The organism is Streptomyces sp. NBC_00158 (genome assembly GCF_045160885.1).
Taxonomy (GTDB): domain Bacteria; phylum Actinomycetota; class Actinomycetes; order Streptomycetales; family Streptomycetaceae; genus Streptomyces.
Genome location: NZ_CP108161.1, coordinates 5,881,160 through 5,896,067 on the forward strand (window position 1 = coordinate 5,881,160; position 14,908 = coordinate 5,896,067).

The 14,908-nt window shown below is 69.4% G+C and carries 10 protein-coding genes; 5 read left to right on the forward strand and 5 right to left on the reverse strand.

Annotated elements, in window-relative coordinates:
- Positions 1-29: 29 nt before the first annotated feature.
- The 3 genes from glpK to OG553_RS27060 form a co-directional block, all read right to left on the reverse strand.
- On the reverse strand, positions 30-1,556 hold the full coding sequence (gene glpK / locus OG553_RS27050) for a glycerol kinase GlpK (RefSeq protein WP_405981466.1): 1,527 nt from the start codon (positions 1,554-1,556) through the stop codon (positions 30-32).
- A gap of 79 nt (positions 1,557-1,635) precedes the next feature.
- On the reverse strand, positions 1,636-2,418 hold the full coding sequence (locus OG553_RS27055; protein ID WP_405981467.1) for an MIP/aquaporin family protein: 783 nt from the start codon (positions 2,416-2,418) through the stop codon (positions 1,636-1,638).
- Between the two features lie 325 nt (positions 2,419-2,743).
- Positions 2,744-3,511, reverse strand: coding sequence for an IclR family transcriptional regulator (locus OG553_RS27060; protein ID WP_405981468.1), 768 nt, complete (start codon positions 3,509-3,511; stop codon positions 2,744-2,746).
- A gap of 250 nt (positions 3,512-3,761) precedes the next feature.
- Between OG553_RS27060 and metH the strand changes: the two genes are divergently transcribed.
- The 4 genes from metH to OG553_RS27080 all read left to right on the forward strand — a co-directional run bounded on the left by metH (position 3,762) and on the right by OG553_RS27080 (position 11,826).
- Entirely contained in the window at positions 3,762-7,274 is a 3,513-nt protein-coding gene (gene metH / locus OG553_RS27065) for a methionine synthase (RefSeq protein ID WP_405981469.1), read from the forward strand.
- Between the two features lie 112 nt (positions 7,275-7,386).
- Complete coding sequence (locus OG553_RS27070; protein WP_405981470.1) at positions 7,387-8,088, forward strand: HAD family hydrolase; 702 nt, start codon at positions 7,387-7,389, stop codon at positions 8,086-8,088.
- 480 nt (positions 8,089-8,568) lie between these two features.
- Complete coding sequence (locus tag OG553_RS27075; RefSeq protein WP_405981471.1) at positions 8,569-10,173, forward strand: ABC transporter substrate-binding protein; 1,605 nt, start codon at positions 8,569-8,571, stop codon at positions 10,171-10,173.
- Positions 10,174-10,242: 69 nt separating this feature from the next.
- The gene (locus tag OG553_RS27080) at positions 10,243-11,826 is read left to right on the forward strand and encodes an ABC transporter substrate-binding protein (protein ID WP_405981472.1); all 1,584 of its coding nucleotides are present in this window, start codon (positions 10,243-10,245) and stop codon (positions 11,824-11,826) included.
- An 87-nt stretch (positions 11,827-11,913) separates the two neighbouring features.
- Here OG553_RS27080 and OG553_RS27085 read toward each other — a convergent pair whose 3' ends face one another.
- A complete protein-coding gene (locus tag OG553_RS27085) occupies positions 11,914-12,585 on the reverse strand; it encodes a response regulator (RefSeq protein WP_401252168.1) in 672 nt (223 codons plus the stop codon).
- A gap of 63 nt (positions 12,586-12,648) precedes the next feature.
- Complete coding sequence (locus tag OG553_RS27090) at positions 12,649-13,533, reverse strand: RecB family exonuclease (protein WP_405981473.1); 885 nt, start codon at positions 13,531-13,533, stop codon at positions 12,649-12,651.
- Between the two features lie 67 nt (positions 13,534-13,600).
- On the opposite strand from OG553_RS27090, the gene OG553_RS27095 reads away from it, so the two are divergent.
- On the forward strand, positions 13,601-14,890 hold the full coding sequence (locus tag OG553_RS27095) for a site-2 protease family protein (RefSeq protein ID WP_405981474.1): 1,290 nt from the start codon (positions 13,601-13,603) through the stop codon (positions 14,888-14,890).
- Positions 14,891-14,908 lie beyond the last annotated feature (18 nt).

Consider the following 14,908-nt stretch of genomic DNA (forward strand, 5'->3'; position numbering starts at 1 on the left):
GCTCCTCGTCGATCGGCTCAGCCGGTGCGTCAGCTGGCGTCTTCGTCGTCGATCCAGCCCATGGACCGCTCGACGGCCTTGAGCCAGTTCTTGTACTCGCGGTCCCGCTGGTCGGCGGGCATCCGCGGGGTCCACTCCGCCGCGCGGCGCCAGTTGGCGCGCAGGGCGTCGGTGTCGGGCCAGAAGCCGACGGCCAGGCCGGCGGCGTAGGCGGCGCCGAGGCAGGTGGTCTCGGCGACCATCGGGCGCACCACGGGGGCGTCCAGGAAGTCCGAGAGCGTCTGCATCAGCAGGTTGTTGGAGGTCATACCACCGTCGACCTTGAGGGCCGCCAGCTCGACGCCGGAGTCCTTGGTCATGGCGTCGGTGATCTCGCGGGTCTGCCAGGCGGTGGCCTCCAGGACGGCACGGGCGATGTGCGCCTTGGTGACGTACCGGGTGAGGCCGGCGATCACACCGCGGGCGTCGGAGCGCCAGTACGGGGCGAACAGGCCGGAGAAGGCCGGCACGAAGTAGGCGCCGCCGTTGTCCTCGACCGAGAGCGCGAGGGTCTCGATCTCGGCCGCGGTCTTGATCATGCCCATCTGGTCGCGCATCCACTGGACGAGCGAGCCGGTGACGGCGATGGAGCCCTCCAGGGCGTAGACCGGCTTCTGGTCGCCGATCTGGTAGCCGACCGTGGTCAGCAGGCCGCTGTAGGAGTTGATGATCTTGTCGCCGGTGTTCATCAGCATGAACGTGCCGGTGCCGTAGGTGGACTTGGCCTCGCCCTCGGCGAAACAGGTCTGTCCGAAGAGGGCGGCCTGCTGGTCGCCGAGCGCCGAGGCGACCGGGACGCCGGCGAGGACGCCGTCCTTGACGTGGCCGTAGACCTCGGCGGAGGACCTGATCTCGGGGAGCACGTTGAGCGGGACGCCCATCGACTCCGCGATCTTCTCGTCCCAGGCCAGGGTGTGCAGGTTCATCAGCATGGTGCGCGAGGCGTTGGTCACGTCGGTGACGTGGTGACCGCCCTGGGCGCCGCCGGTGAGGTTCCAGATGACCCAGGAGTCCATGGTGCCGAAGAGGATGTCCCCGGCCTCGGCGCGCTCGCGCAGGCCCTCGACGTTGTCGAGCAGCCAGCGGACCTTCGGGCCGGCGAAGTAGCTCGCCAGCGGCAGGCCGGTCTCGCGGCGGAAGCGGTCCTGGCCGACGTTGCGGCCGAGCTCCTTGCACAGGGCGTCGGTGCGGGTGTCCTGCCAGACCAGCGCGTTGTGCACCGGCTCGCCGGTGTTCTTGTCCCACAGGACGGTGGTCTCGCGCTGGTTGGTGATGCCGACCGCCTTGACGTCGGCGGCGGTGATCTCGGCCTTGGCGATGGCGCCGGCGACGACCTCCTGGACGTTGGTCCAGATCTCGACGGCGTCGTGCTCGACCCAGCCCGGCTTCGGGAAGATCTGCTCGTGTTCCTTCTGGTCGACGGCCACGATGCGGCCGTCGCGGTCGAAGACGATGCAGCGGGAGGAGGTGGTGCCCTGGTCGATCGCGGCGATGAAGGGGCCGGTGCTGCTGGTCATGATGGCTGCTCCTGGCAGGTCTGTTGAGTAGGCGGAATCAGGAGGGCGGTGCGGTTCTTGCGAGCGCGGCCGAAGCTGATCAGGCGAACGCGATGTTGTACAGACCGCCGGCGAGCGCGGCACCGACGAGCGGGCCGACGACCGGGATCCAGGAGTACCCCCAGTCCGAGCCGCCCTTGTTGGGCAGCGGGAGCAGGGCGTGGACGATGCGGGGACCGAGGTCGCGGACCGGGTTGATGGCGTAGCCGGTCGGGCCGCCGAGGGAGAGGCCGATGCCGACGACGACGAAGGAGGTGATCAGGACGCCGATGACGCCGAGGCCCTTGCCGCCGTCCTGGAGGCCCTGCGTCAGGATCGCGATGACCAGGACGAAGGTGCCGATGATCTCCGTGGCGAGGTTCTGGACCACGTTGCGGATCTCGGGGCCGGTGGAGAAGATGCCGAGCACCGGGCCGGCCTGGTCGTGCGGGTGCGGGTCCTCCGGACCGAGCTTGGCGTCCTTGATGTTCTCGGGGTCCGCCAGGTGCACGCGGAACTGGCCGTAGTAGGTGATCCACATCAGGACCGCGCCGAGCATGGCGCCGAGCAGCTGGCCCGCGAAGTAGACGGGGACGTCACCCCACTCGCCGGTCTTCACGGCGATGCCGACGGTGACCGCCGGGTTGAGGTGCGCGCCGGAGAGCGGCGCGGAGACGTAGGCGGCGATCAGGACCGCGAAGCCCCAGCCGAAGGTGATCGCGAGCCAGCCCGCGCCGCGGGCCTTGGAGCTCTTGAGCGTGAGGGCGGCGCACACGCCGCCGCCGAGCAGTGTGAGCAGGGCGGTACCGATGGTCTCGCCGATGAAGATGTCGGAGCTGGACACCCGCGACTCCTTTGTCTTACGTCCAGGGGTGGGCGGACACCGGGTCCCTCCGGTGGTCCACACACTCGGTGAGTGCTTCACCGGTCCATGGCCTCGCCACAGCCTAACGCGTATTGCCGGTAGGTGTTCGACAATGCCGACCGATGAACGGCAGTTTTCCGCCTGGGTGAAGAACGCGTCAAGGGCTGACCAGGTCAAAGAACCGGATCGTTACCACTCGGTACGATCGCCCAAATCAGGCCAATGGCCGATCCGAAAACGCCAAAGTCCACCCGAATGACCCGTGAGGGGGGTCATCGGGTGGACCGAATGGATCAGGTCAAGCTCAGAACCGGCCCGCGCCGAGATCGCGCGAAACCGACCGTGCGCAGTCCCGCACGGACGCCACCAGGGCCGGCCGGGGCTCCCCGGACTCCCCGCAGACCCGCTCCACGGCACCCGCGACGGCCACCGCGCCGACCGGCATCCGCCGCCGGTCGTGGATGGGCGCGGCCACCGAGGCGATGCCCTCCCAGGTCTCCTCGACGTCCGAGGCCCAGCCGCGCGCCCGGGTCAGGTCCAGCAGCCCCTCGAAGCCCGCCGCGTCGGTCACCGTGCGGGGCGTGAAGGCCTCCCGCTCGGCGTCCAGGGCCTCCGTGTGCGCCACCGGGTCGTAGGCCGACAGCACCTTGCCCAGGGCCGTGGAGTGCAGCGGCTGCATCGCCCCCACCTCCAGCACTTGACGGCTGTCGTCCGGCCGGAACACGTGGTGCATGATCAGCACCCCGCTCTGGTGCAGCACGCCCACGTACACGCTCTCGCCGCTGGCCCGCGCCAGGTCGTCCGTCCACACCAGCGCCCGGGCGCGCAGCTCGTGCACGTCCAGGTAGCTGTTGCCCAGCCGCAGCAGCTCCGCGCCCAGCTGGTAGCGCCCGGAGGCCGGGTCCTGCTCCACGAAGCCCTCGGCCTGCAGCGTGCGCAGGATCCCGTGCGCCGTGCCCTTGGCCAGGCCCAGGGAGGACGCCACGTCCGAGAGACCCAGCCGGCGCTCCCCGCCGGCCAGGAGCCGCAGCATCGCAGCGGCTCGTTCGAGCGACTGGATGTTCCGTGCCATCGCGCAGCCTCCTGCTGACGTAGTTCGACAATGCTGAACAGTATCGGTCGATGCCGACCTCGTGCGTGGTTGGGTGTTCTACGGTGCGGCGTGCCGGTGGCACCCTCCCACGCGGTTCCCGGCCACAGGATGCAGTCCGCCACGTGGGACGCCCTCACCGGGTCCGCCGCCGCGCGGTTACCCTGACCGCGTGCACCCTTGACACAGAGGGTGCAAAGCCGACAGCCGTCGCAGCCCAGGGAGCTCAACCATGGCCTCGTTGCCGAACCCGCCCGCAGACACCCAGACACGGGCCGATGCCCTCCGAGAGGCGCTCGCGACCCGCGTGGTCGTCGCCGACGGAGCCATGGGAACCATGCTCCAGGCACAGGACCCCTCGATGGAGGACTTCCAGCAGCTGGAAGGCTGCAACGAGGTCCTGAACGTCACCCGCCCCGACATCGTCCGTTCGGTCCACGAGGCGTACTTCTCCGTGGGCGTGGACTGCGTCGAGACCAACACCTTCGGCGCCAACTACGCGGCCCTCGCCGAGTACGACATCCCCGAGCGCAACTTCGAGCTGTCCGAGGCCGGCGCCCGCATCGCCCGCGAGGTCGCGGACGAGTACACCGCCTCCACCGGCCAGCAGCGCTGGGTCCTGGGCTCCATCGGCCCCGGCACCAAGCTGCCCACCCTGGGCCACATCACGTACGCCCAGATCCGCGACGCCTACCAGGTCAACGCCGAGGGCCTGATCTCCGGCGGCGCGGACGCGCTGCTCGTCGAGACCACCCAGGACCTCCTCCAGACCAAGTCCTCCATCATCGGCGCCCGCCGCGCCATGGAGGCCCTCGGCGTCACCGTCCCGCTCATCTGCTCCGTCACCGTCGAGACCACCGGCACGATGCTGCTCGGTTCGGAGATCGGTGCGGCGCTGACGGCGCTGGAGCCGCTCGGGATCGACATGATCGGCCTGAACTGCGCGACCGGCCCCGCGGAGATGAGCGAGCACCTGCGCTACCTCGCCCGCAACGCCCGCATCCCGCTCTCCTGCATGCCCAACGCCGGCCTGCCGGTCCTGACCAAGCAGGGCGCGCACTACCCGCTGAGCGCGCCCGAGCTGGCCGACGCCCAGGAGACCTTCGTCCGCGAGTACGGCCTCTCCCTCGTCGGCGGCTGCTGCGGCACCACCCCCGAGCACCTGCGCCAGGTCGTCGAGCGCGTCCGCGGCACCGCGATCACCCAGCGCACTCCGCAGCCGGAGCCGGGTGCGGCGTCGCTGTACCAGACGGTGCCGTTCCGGCAGGACACCTCCTACATGGCGATCGGTGAGCGGACGAACGCGAACGGGTCGAAGAAGTTCCGTGAGGCGATGCTGGACGCGCGGTGGGACGACTGTGTGGAGATGGCGCGGGACCAGATCCGTGAGGGCGCGCACATGCTGGACCTGTGCGTGGACTACGTGGGCCGTGACGGTGTCGCGGACATGCAGGAGCTGGCGGGGCGTTTCGCGACGGCTTCGACGCTGCCGATCGTGCTGGACTCGACCGAGGTTCCGGTGATCCGGGCGGGTCTGGAGAAGCTGGGCGGGCGTGCGGTCATCAACTCGGTCAACTACGAGGACGGTGACGGGCCGGAGTCGCGTTTCGCGAAGGTGACGCGTCTGGCGCAGGAGCACGGGGCGGCGCTGATCGCGCTGACGATCGATGAGGAGGGCCAGGCCCGCACGGTCGAGCACAAGGTCGCGATCGCGGAGCGTCTGATCGAGGATCTGACGGGTAACTGGGGGATCCGGGAGTCGGACATCCTGATCGACACCCTGACGTTCACGATCTGCACGGGGCAGGAGGAGTCCCGCAAGGACGGGATCGCGACGATCGAGTCGATCCGCGAGCTGAAGCGCCGCCACCCGGATGTGCAGACGACGCTGGGTCTGTCGAACATCTCCTTCGGGCTGAACCCGGCGGCCCGCGTGCTGCTGAACTCGGTCTTCCTGGACGAGTGTGTGAAGGCGGGTCTGGATTCGGCGATCGTGCACGCGTCGAAGATCCTGCCGATCGCCCGGTTCGACGAGGAGCAGGTCAACACGGCTCTCGATCTGATCTACGACCGGCGTGAGGGCGACTACGACCCGCTGCAGAAGCTGATGGCCCTGTTCGAGGGGGTGAACACCAAGTCGCTGAAGGCCGGCCGTGCCGAGGAGCTCCTGGCGCTGCCGCTGGACGAGCGGCTGCAGCGGCGGATCATCGACGGGGAGAAGAACGGCCTGGAGGCCGACCTCGACGAGGCCCTCGAAACCCGTCCGGCGCTGGACATCGTCAACGACACCCTCCTGGAGGGCATGAAGGTCGTCGGTGAGCTGTTCGGCTCCGGGCAGATGCAGCTCCCGTTCGTCCTCCAGTCCGCCGAGGTGATGAAGACGGCGGTGGCTTTCCTGGAGCCGCACATGGAGAAGACCGATGCCGACGGTAAGGGCACCATCGTCCTGGCCACGGTCCGCGGGGACGTCCACGACATCGGCAAGAACCTCGTCGACATCATCTTGACCAACAACGGCTACAACGTGGTGAACATCGGCATCAAGCAGCCGGTGTCGGCGATCCTGGAGGCGGCGCAGGAGCACAAGGCCGACGTGATCGGCATGTCCGGGCTCCTGGTGAAGTCGACGGTGATCATGAAGGAGAACCTGGAGGAGCTCAACCAGCGCAAGCTGGCGGCCGACTACCCGGTGATCCTCGGCGGCGCGGCGCTGACCCGCGCCTACGTCGAGCAGGACCTCCACGAGATCTACGAGGGCGAGGTCCGCTACGCGCGTGACGCGTTCGAGGGCCTGCGGCTGATGGACGCCCTCATCGCCGTCAAGCGCGGAGTCCCCGGCGCCACCCTGCCCGAGCTCAAGCAGCGCCGCGTCGCCAAGCGGGACACCCCCGCCCTCCAGGTGGAGGAGCCGGAGGAGACCGGCGGCCGCTCCGACGTCTCCGTCGACAACCCCGTCCCCACCCCGCCCTTCTGGGGGACCCGCGTCATCAAGGGCATCCCGCTCAAGGACTACGCCTCCTGGCTGGACGAGGGCGCCCTGTTCAAGGGCCAGTGGGGCCTCAAGCAGGCCCGCGCCGGCGGGGCCACGTACGAGGAGCTCGTCGAGAGCGAGGGCCGTCCGCGCCTGCGCGGCCTCCTGGAGAAGCTGCACACCGAGAACCTCCTGGAAGCGGCCGTGGTCTACGGCTACTTCCCCTGCGTCTCCAAGGGCGAGGACCTGATCATCCTCGACGAGCAGGGCAACGAGCGGACCCGCTTCACCTTCCCCCGCCAGCGCCGCGGCCGCCGCCTGTGCCTCGCCGACTTCTTCCGCCCGGAGGAGTCCGGCGAGACCGACGTCATCGGCCTCCAGGTGGTCACCGTCGGGTCGAGGATCGGCGAGGCCACGGCCAAGCTGTTCGAGTCCGACTCCTACCGCGAGTACCTGGAACTGCACGGCCTCTCCGTCCAGCTCGCCGAAGCCCTCGCCGAGTACTGGCACGCCCGGGTCCGCGCCGAGCTCGGCTTCGGCGGCGAGGACCCCGAGAAGGTCGAGGACATGTTCGACCTCAAGTACCGCGGCGCCCGCTTCTCGCTCGGCTACGGCGCCTGCCCCGACCTGGAGGACCGCGCGAAGATCGCCGACCTCCTCCAGCCGGAGCGGATCGGCGTCCACCTCTCCGAGGAGTTCCAGCTCCACCCGGAGCAGTCCACCGACGCTCTGGTGATTCACCACCCCGAAGCGAAGTATTTCAACGCACGCTGACGCCGACCGGCGTACACTGGTCGGTCCCAAACAGGCCGGTCACCTGTTCCCGAAGGGGATGCCCCCGCGGGGCGAGGTGGCCGGCCTTGTCGTCCCCCAGAGAGGCGTACGCATGACCAGCACCGTTCCCGCACCCGTCGCCCGCACGGCCGACGGGCACGCCCTGCAGGCGGTGCTGCTGGACATGGACGGCACCCTCGTCGACACCGAGGGCTTCTGGTGGGAGATCGAGGAACAGATCTTCCTGGAGCTCGGGCACCGCCTGGACGAGTCCTGGCGGGACGTGGTCGTCGGCGGACCCATGAGCCGCAGCGCCTCCTTCCTCATCGAGCGGACCGGCGCCGACATCGGCCTCGCCGAGCTGAGCGTCTTGCTCAACGAGCGGTTCGAGGCCCGCATCGCCGACCGGGTCCCCCTGATGCCCGGCGCCGAGCGCCTGCTGAGCGAGCTGGCCCGGCACAACGTCCCCACCGCCCTGGTCTCCGCCTCCCACCGCCGCGTCATCGACCAGGTGTTGCTGACCCTCGGCCGCGACCGGTTCACGCTGACGGTCGCCGGGGACGAGGTGCCGCGCACCAAGCCCCACCCCGACCCGTACCTGCTCGCCGCCGGCACCCTCGGCGCTCACCCCTCGCGCTGCGCCGTGATCGAGGACACCGCCACCGGGGTCGCCGCCGCCGAGGCGGCCGGCTGCCGGGTCGTGGCCGTTCCCTCCGTCGGCGTCATCGAGCCCGCTCCCGGCCGGACCGTCGTCCGCTCGCTGGAGGACGTGAACCTGCCCTTCCTGCGCTCGCTCATCACTCCGCTGAACTGAGCGCGCACACTCCGTACCGCACGCAACGGGGCGATCCCCCGGCCCGGCAGGAGGATCTTCCGCCTCTAACCCCGGAGGCCGAAATTCCACCCCGTCCGTAAGAGAAATGTCAGGTGACCTTGGTCACCCGGGAAGCCCCCGCCGAGCCCGCCCGCAGGCTCCGGGGGCTTCCTTTGTGTCCGGATTGATCATCTCCTGACCGCATCTGCGAGGACTCCGGCATAAGCGGTAAGTCCGCACCCATCACGGTGCGATTACACCCCAACTCCTGCCAGTTCCAGCCATCCCGCCCCAGCCCACTAATGTCGACGCGGGCACTCCGCACGCACCCTTGCCGCACCGGCCGCACACCCTTGCGCCGGTACGCGCGTGGACCGATCGTCAAACACCGGCCCGATCGTTCCGCCCTGAACGGGCGACCGCCGCGAAGTGCCCTCTACGCCGCTTTGAACAAGTGCCGGGTGAGGGAGTACTTCCAGCATGAACCGCAAGACCATGGTGCTGACGGCCGCGATCGGCCTGCTCACCCCCGCGCTGTCCGCATGCGGCAGCGCGAGCGGCGGAGGAGCAGCGTCCGGAGCGATCGTCGTCGGTACCACCGACCGGTTCGAGGCAGCCGACTACGCCCCCGCCCCCCTGGACCCCGCCTACGCCTACGACGCCGGCACCTGGAACATCCTGCGCCAGACCGTCCAGACGCTCGTGCGGACCCCGCGCGGCGGCGGCCAGCCCGTCCCCGAAGCCGCCTCCGACTGCCGCTTCACCGACACCGGCAACGAGAGCTACCGCTGCACCCTGCGGCCCGGCCTCAAGTTCGCCAGTGGCGACCCGGTCACCGCCAAGGACGTCAAGTTCTCCATCGACCGCGTCCGCGCGATCAAGGACGAGAACGGCCCCTCCGCCCTCCTCTCCACCCTCGACACCGTCGAGACCAAGGGCACCGACACCGTCGTCTTCCACCTGAAGACCGCCGACGCGACCTTCCCGTACAAGCTGGCCACCCCCGCCACCGGCATCGTCAGCGAGAAGAGCTACGAGGCCAAGAAGCTCCGCCCCGGCTTCACCGTCGACGGCTCCGGCCCGTACACGATGAAGGCCGAGGTCAAGGACAACCACCTCGTCCGCGCCGTCTTCACCAAGAACCCGAACTACAAGGGCGACATCAAGCTGCAGAACGACAAGGTCGAACTGCGCACCTTCGACGACTCCGCCACCATGGGCAAGGCGCTCACCGACGGGAAGATCCACGTGGTCTCCCGCACCCTGTCGCCCGCCCAGATCACCGAGTTCGCCAAGACTCCCCCCAAGGGCGTCAAGCTCACCCCGATGCCCGGCCTGGAGATCCGCTACATCGGCTTCAACACCGACGCGCCGACCGTCAACAACAAGGCGGTCCGCCAGGCCCTCGCCGCCGCCGTCGACCGCAACAACGTGATCTCCAAGGTCTACGGGAAGTCCGCGCAGCCCCTGTACTCGCTCGTCCCCACCGCCGTGCCCGGCCACGTCAACTCGTTCTTCAACAAGTACGGCGAGGCCAACACCGCCAAGGCCGCCGAGATCCTCAAGGCCGCCGGGGTCAAGCCCCCCGTCAAGCTGACCCTGAACTACACCACGGACCACTACGGCGACGGCACCGCCGCCGAGTTCGAGGCCCTCAAGACCCAGCTGAACTCCACCCAGCTCTTCGACATCACCGTCCAGGGCAACGAGTGGGGCACCTTCCGCCCCGCCCAGAAGAAGGGCGACTACGCCGCCTACGGGCTCGGCTGGTTCCCCGACTACCCGGACCCCGACAACTTCCTCGCCCCGTTCCTGGAGCAGGACAACTTCCTGGGCACGCCGTACGCCAACACCGCGGTGCGCACCAGGCTCATCCCCGAATCCCGCCGCGCGGCCGACCGCAACGTCGCCGTGCCCGCGATCACGGAGATGCAGGACATCGTCGCCGACGACGTCCCCGTCCTGCCCCTGTGGCAGGGCAAGCAGTACGTCGCCGCACGCGACGGGATCACCGGAGTGGAATGGTCGGTCAACGCCATCTCCGACCTCCAGCTGTGGGAACTCGGCCGGGGTGTCAGCGGCTGAGACCGGCAGGACCGGCGGCGGACGTCGCAGGCCGGCGCAACGACCAGACAAGACTGTGAAGGAATTCGCGTGAAGAGACGTAACCAGTGGTTGGCAGCCCCGCTCGGCGCGGCCACTGCCGCAGCGCTGCTCAGCGGTTGCGGTTCGCAGGACGGCTCCGCCGCCGGCAACGGCAAGGGCGTGGTCATGGGCATATCCGACAAGGTGAAGTCCGTCGACCCCGCGTCGGGCTACGACCCGGGCTCCTGGCTGCTCTTCAACAACGTCTTCCAGTCCCTGCTGACGTTCCCCAAGGGCGGCACCACCCCCGAGCCCGACGCCGCCCAGGCCTGCAACTTCGAGGGCGGCGACAGCAAGGTGTACAAGTGCACCCTGCGCAGCGGCCTGAAGTTCAGCAACGGCAACAGCCTCACCTCGAAGGACGTCAAGTTCTCCTTCGAGCGCACGCTGAAGATCAACGACGCCAACGGCCCCGCCGTGATGCTCTCGTCGATCTCCAGCATCGAGGCCCCCGACGAGAAGACCGTCGTCTTCAAGCTGAAGTCCCCCGACGCCACCTTCCCCAGCAAGATCGCGTCGGGCGCGGGCGCCATCGTCGACCACAAGGAATACCCGGCCGACAAGCTCCGCACCGACAACAAGGCCGTCGGTTCCGGCGTCTACAAGCTGGACGCCTTCAGCGAGAAGAGCGCCAACTTCTCCGTCAACGACTCCTACAGCGGCAAGGCCAAGGCCAAGAACACCGGCGTCACGCTGAAGTTCTTCAACGGCGACCAGGCCGGCCTCAAGACCGTCCTGGAGAGCGGCGACGTCGACTTCGCCTTCCGAGGCCTCGCCGCCAAGGACATCGCCGGCCTCGCCGCCACCAAGACCGGCGACAACAAGGTCGACGTCGTCCAGGGCACCGGCGCCGAAGTCGAGCACATGGTCTTCAACGTCAACGACCCCGTCGTCGGCAAGCTCCCCGTCCGCAAGGCGATCGCCTACCTCGTCGACCGCGAAGCGCTCGTCAAGGACGTGTACGCGGGCACCGCCGCCCCGCTGTACTCGATCGTCCCGGCCGGCATCGCCGGACACACCACCCCGTACTTCGACCGGTACGGCGGCTCCCCCCAGCTGGAGAAGGCCAAGGCGGTCCTCAAGGCCGCCAACATCACCGGCAAGATCAAGCTGACCCTGTGGTCCACGCCGTCCCGCTACGGCCCGTCCACCGACCACCAGTTCCAGGTCATCGCCAAGCAGCTCAACGACAGCGGCCTCTTCGAGGCCGACGTCAAGTCCGTCGAGTTCGAGCAGTACGAGAAGGACATCGAGGCCGGCAAGTACGGCGTCTACGTCAAGGGCTGGGTCCCCGACTACCCCGACGCCGACAACTTCACCCAGCCGTTCTTCGGCCCGGACAGCGTCCTGCGCAACAACTACGACAACAAGGAGATCAGCGGGACCATCATCCCGGCGACCTCCACCAAGTCCGACCGCACCGCGGCCAACACGGACTACACCCGCCTCCAGGACATCGTCGCCGACGAGCTCCCGATCCTCCCGCTCTGGCAGAGCAAGCAGTACGCCGTCGCCCGCCAGAACGTGACCGGTCTCCAGTGGTCCCTGGACGCCTCCACGGTCTTCCGCTTCTGGGAGATCAGCAAGGGCTGACCCGCCCCGGACACACCTCCGCCCCGGCACCCAGGAAGGGAGCCGGGGCGGAGCCGTACCCGCGACCGCGTCCGTACGCCCCACGCGCTACTGCGCGCCCGGACGCACCAGACCGCTCTCGTACGCGTACACCGCCGCCTGCACCCGGTCGCGCAGGCCCAGCTTCGTCAGCACGTGCCCCACGTGCGTCTTCACCGTCGTCTCGCTGACGAACAGGTCCGCCGCGATCTCCGCGTTCGACAACCCCCGCGCCACCAGCTTCAGCACCTCCACCTCACGCTCGGTCAACGTCCCCAGCGTGTCCGGCAGGCTCTCCTCACCCGACGGCAGATGACCGGCGTACTTGTCCAGCAGCCGCCGCGTGATGCTCGGCGCCAGCATCGCCTCGCCCGCCGCGACCACCCGGATCGCCTGCACCAGCTCGTTCGCCGGGGCGTCCTTCAGCAGGAACCCGCTCGCCCCCGCCCGCAGCGCCTCCACCACGTACTCGTCCAGATCGAACGTGGTCAGCACCAGCACCTTCGCCGGACCGTTCCGGTCCGGCCCGGTGATCTGCCGGGTCGCCTCCACCCCGTCCATCCGCGGCATCCGGATGTCCATCAGCACCACGTCCGGCTGCAGCGCCCGCACCTGCTCCAGCGCCTGCAGACCGTCCCCGGCCTCACCCACCACCACGAGGTCCCCCTCCGCCTCCAGGATCATCCGGAAGCCGGTGCGCAGCAGTGGCTGGTCATCGACCAGCAGGACGCGGATCGCCACGGGGTACCTCGTATTCATCGGGCGTCAACGGCGGACGCCGCCCATTCTGCCCTGACCGGACGATCAGGAACCGGCCGGGCGATCCGCCCCGTCCCTGGGCCGCACCACCAGCGGATACACCGGGGGAGTACCCCCGAACTCCGGACACACCGCCTGGTGGTCGCACCAGCCGCACAGCTTCGTCGGCCGCGGCCGCCAGTCACCCGTCTCCGTCGCCTCCCGGATCGCCTCCCACAGCGCGTGCAGCTTCCGCTCCACCCGCTCCAGATCCGCCGGCACCGGGTCGTACGTCAGCACGTCCCCGCTCCCCAGGTACACCAGCTGCAGCCGCCGCGGCACCACCCGCCGCAGCCGCCACACCACCAGCGCGTAGAACTTCATCTGGAACAGGGCGCCCTCCGCGTACTCCGGCCGCGGCGCCTTGCCCGTCTTGTAGTCGACGATCCGCACCTCACCCGTCGGCGCCACGTCCACCCGGTCGATGATCCCGCGCAGCCGCAGCCCCGACTCCAGCTCCGTCTCCACGAAGAACTCCCGCTCCACCGGCTCCAGCCGCGTCGGGTCCTCCAGCGTGAACCAGCGCTCCACCAGCGCCTCCGCCTCCGACAGCCAGCGCGCCAACCCAGCCCCCTCGTCCCCCTCCGGGAACAGCTCCGCCAGCTCCGGCTTCGCCTCCAGCAGCCGCTCCCACTGCCCCGGCAGCAGCTCCTTCGCCCGCGGCACCGTCCGCTCGTGCGCCGGATGATCGAAGAGCCGCTCCAGCACCGCGTGCACCAGCGTCCCCCGCGTCGCCGCCGCACTCGGCTTCTCCGGAAGCCTGTCGATCACCCGGAACCGGTACAGCAACGGGCACTGCATGAAGTCACCGGCCCGCGACGGGGACAGCGAGGTCGGCCGGGAAGCACCCGAAGAAGCATCTGCGGAACCGGCACCGGGGGTCGTCGTCATGCGTAAAACCCTACGACCCGGGACGGACAGCACGCGCATACCATCGACTACTGGGCCCTCGCACTGCATGATCGGAGCATCACACCGCGCGACAGGGCCCCGCGCCACCGACCCGACGCGGCCCCCACGGCACGCACCGCACGAACGAAGGAAAACCGTGGCAGACACCGACGAAACCGGCGAGCGCAGGTCCAAGCGCTCCGACCCGGGCGGCGGCATCCTCATGGGCCGCCCCTTCGGCGTGCCCGTCTACGTCTCGCCCAGCTGGTTCCTCGTCGCCGCACTGATCACCTGGGTCTTCGGAGACCAGCTCGACCGGGTCCTGCCCGACCTCGGACCCGCCCGCTACCTCGTCTCCCTCTTCTTCGCCGTCGCCTTCTACGCCTCCGTCCTCGTCCACGAACTGGCGCACACCATCGCCGCGCTCCGCTACAAGCTCCCCGTGCGCCGCATCCAGCTCCAGTTCTTCGGCGGAGTCTCCGAGATCGAGAAGGAGTCCGAGACCCCCGGCCGCGAATTCGTCCTCGCCTTCGTCGGCCCCCTCCTCTCCCTCGCCCTCGCCGGAGCCTTCTACCTCGGCATGAAGGCCGTCCACCCCGCCACCGTCCCCGGCGTCCTCCTCGCCGGCCTGATGATCTCCAACCTGCTGGTCGCCGCCTTCAACCTGCTGCCCGGCCTCCCCCTCGACGGCGGCCGCATGCTCCGCGCCGTCATCTGGGGCATCACCGGCAAACCCATGACCGGCACCGTCGCCGCCGCCTGGGTCGGCCGCGCCCTCGCCGTCGCCGTCCTCATCGGACTGCCCCTCCTCACCCAGACCGGCGTCCTCGGCAACCCCACCCGGGAAATCGGCGGCATGGACACCGTCATGGACGCCCTCCTCGCCGCCATCCTCGCCGCGATCATCTGGACCGGCGCCGGCAACAGCCTGCGCATGGCGCGCCTGCGCCAGCACCTCCCCGAACTCCGCGCCCGCACCCTCACCCGCCGCGCCATCCCCGTCCAGACCGCCACCCCCCTCTCCGAAGCCCTCCGCCGCGCCAACGAGGCCGGAGCCCGCGCCCTCGTCGTCGTCGACGGCCAGGGCGACCCCACCGCCATCGTCCGCGAGACCGCCATCGCCTCCGTCCCCGAACACCGCCGCCCCTGGGTCGCCGTCAGCACCCTCGCCCAGGACCTCACCGACGGCATGAAGGTTTCGGCGGACCTCACCGGCGAGGAACTCCTCGACCACCTCCGCGCCACCCCCGCCACCGAGTACCTCGTCCTCGAACCCACCGGCGAGATCTACGGCGTCCTGTCCACCCTCGACGTCGAGAAGGCCTTCGTGAAGGCCATGGCGCGGCCCCAGTCCTGAACCCAATACACTGGTCAC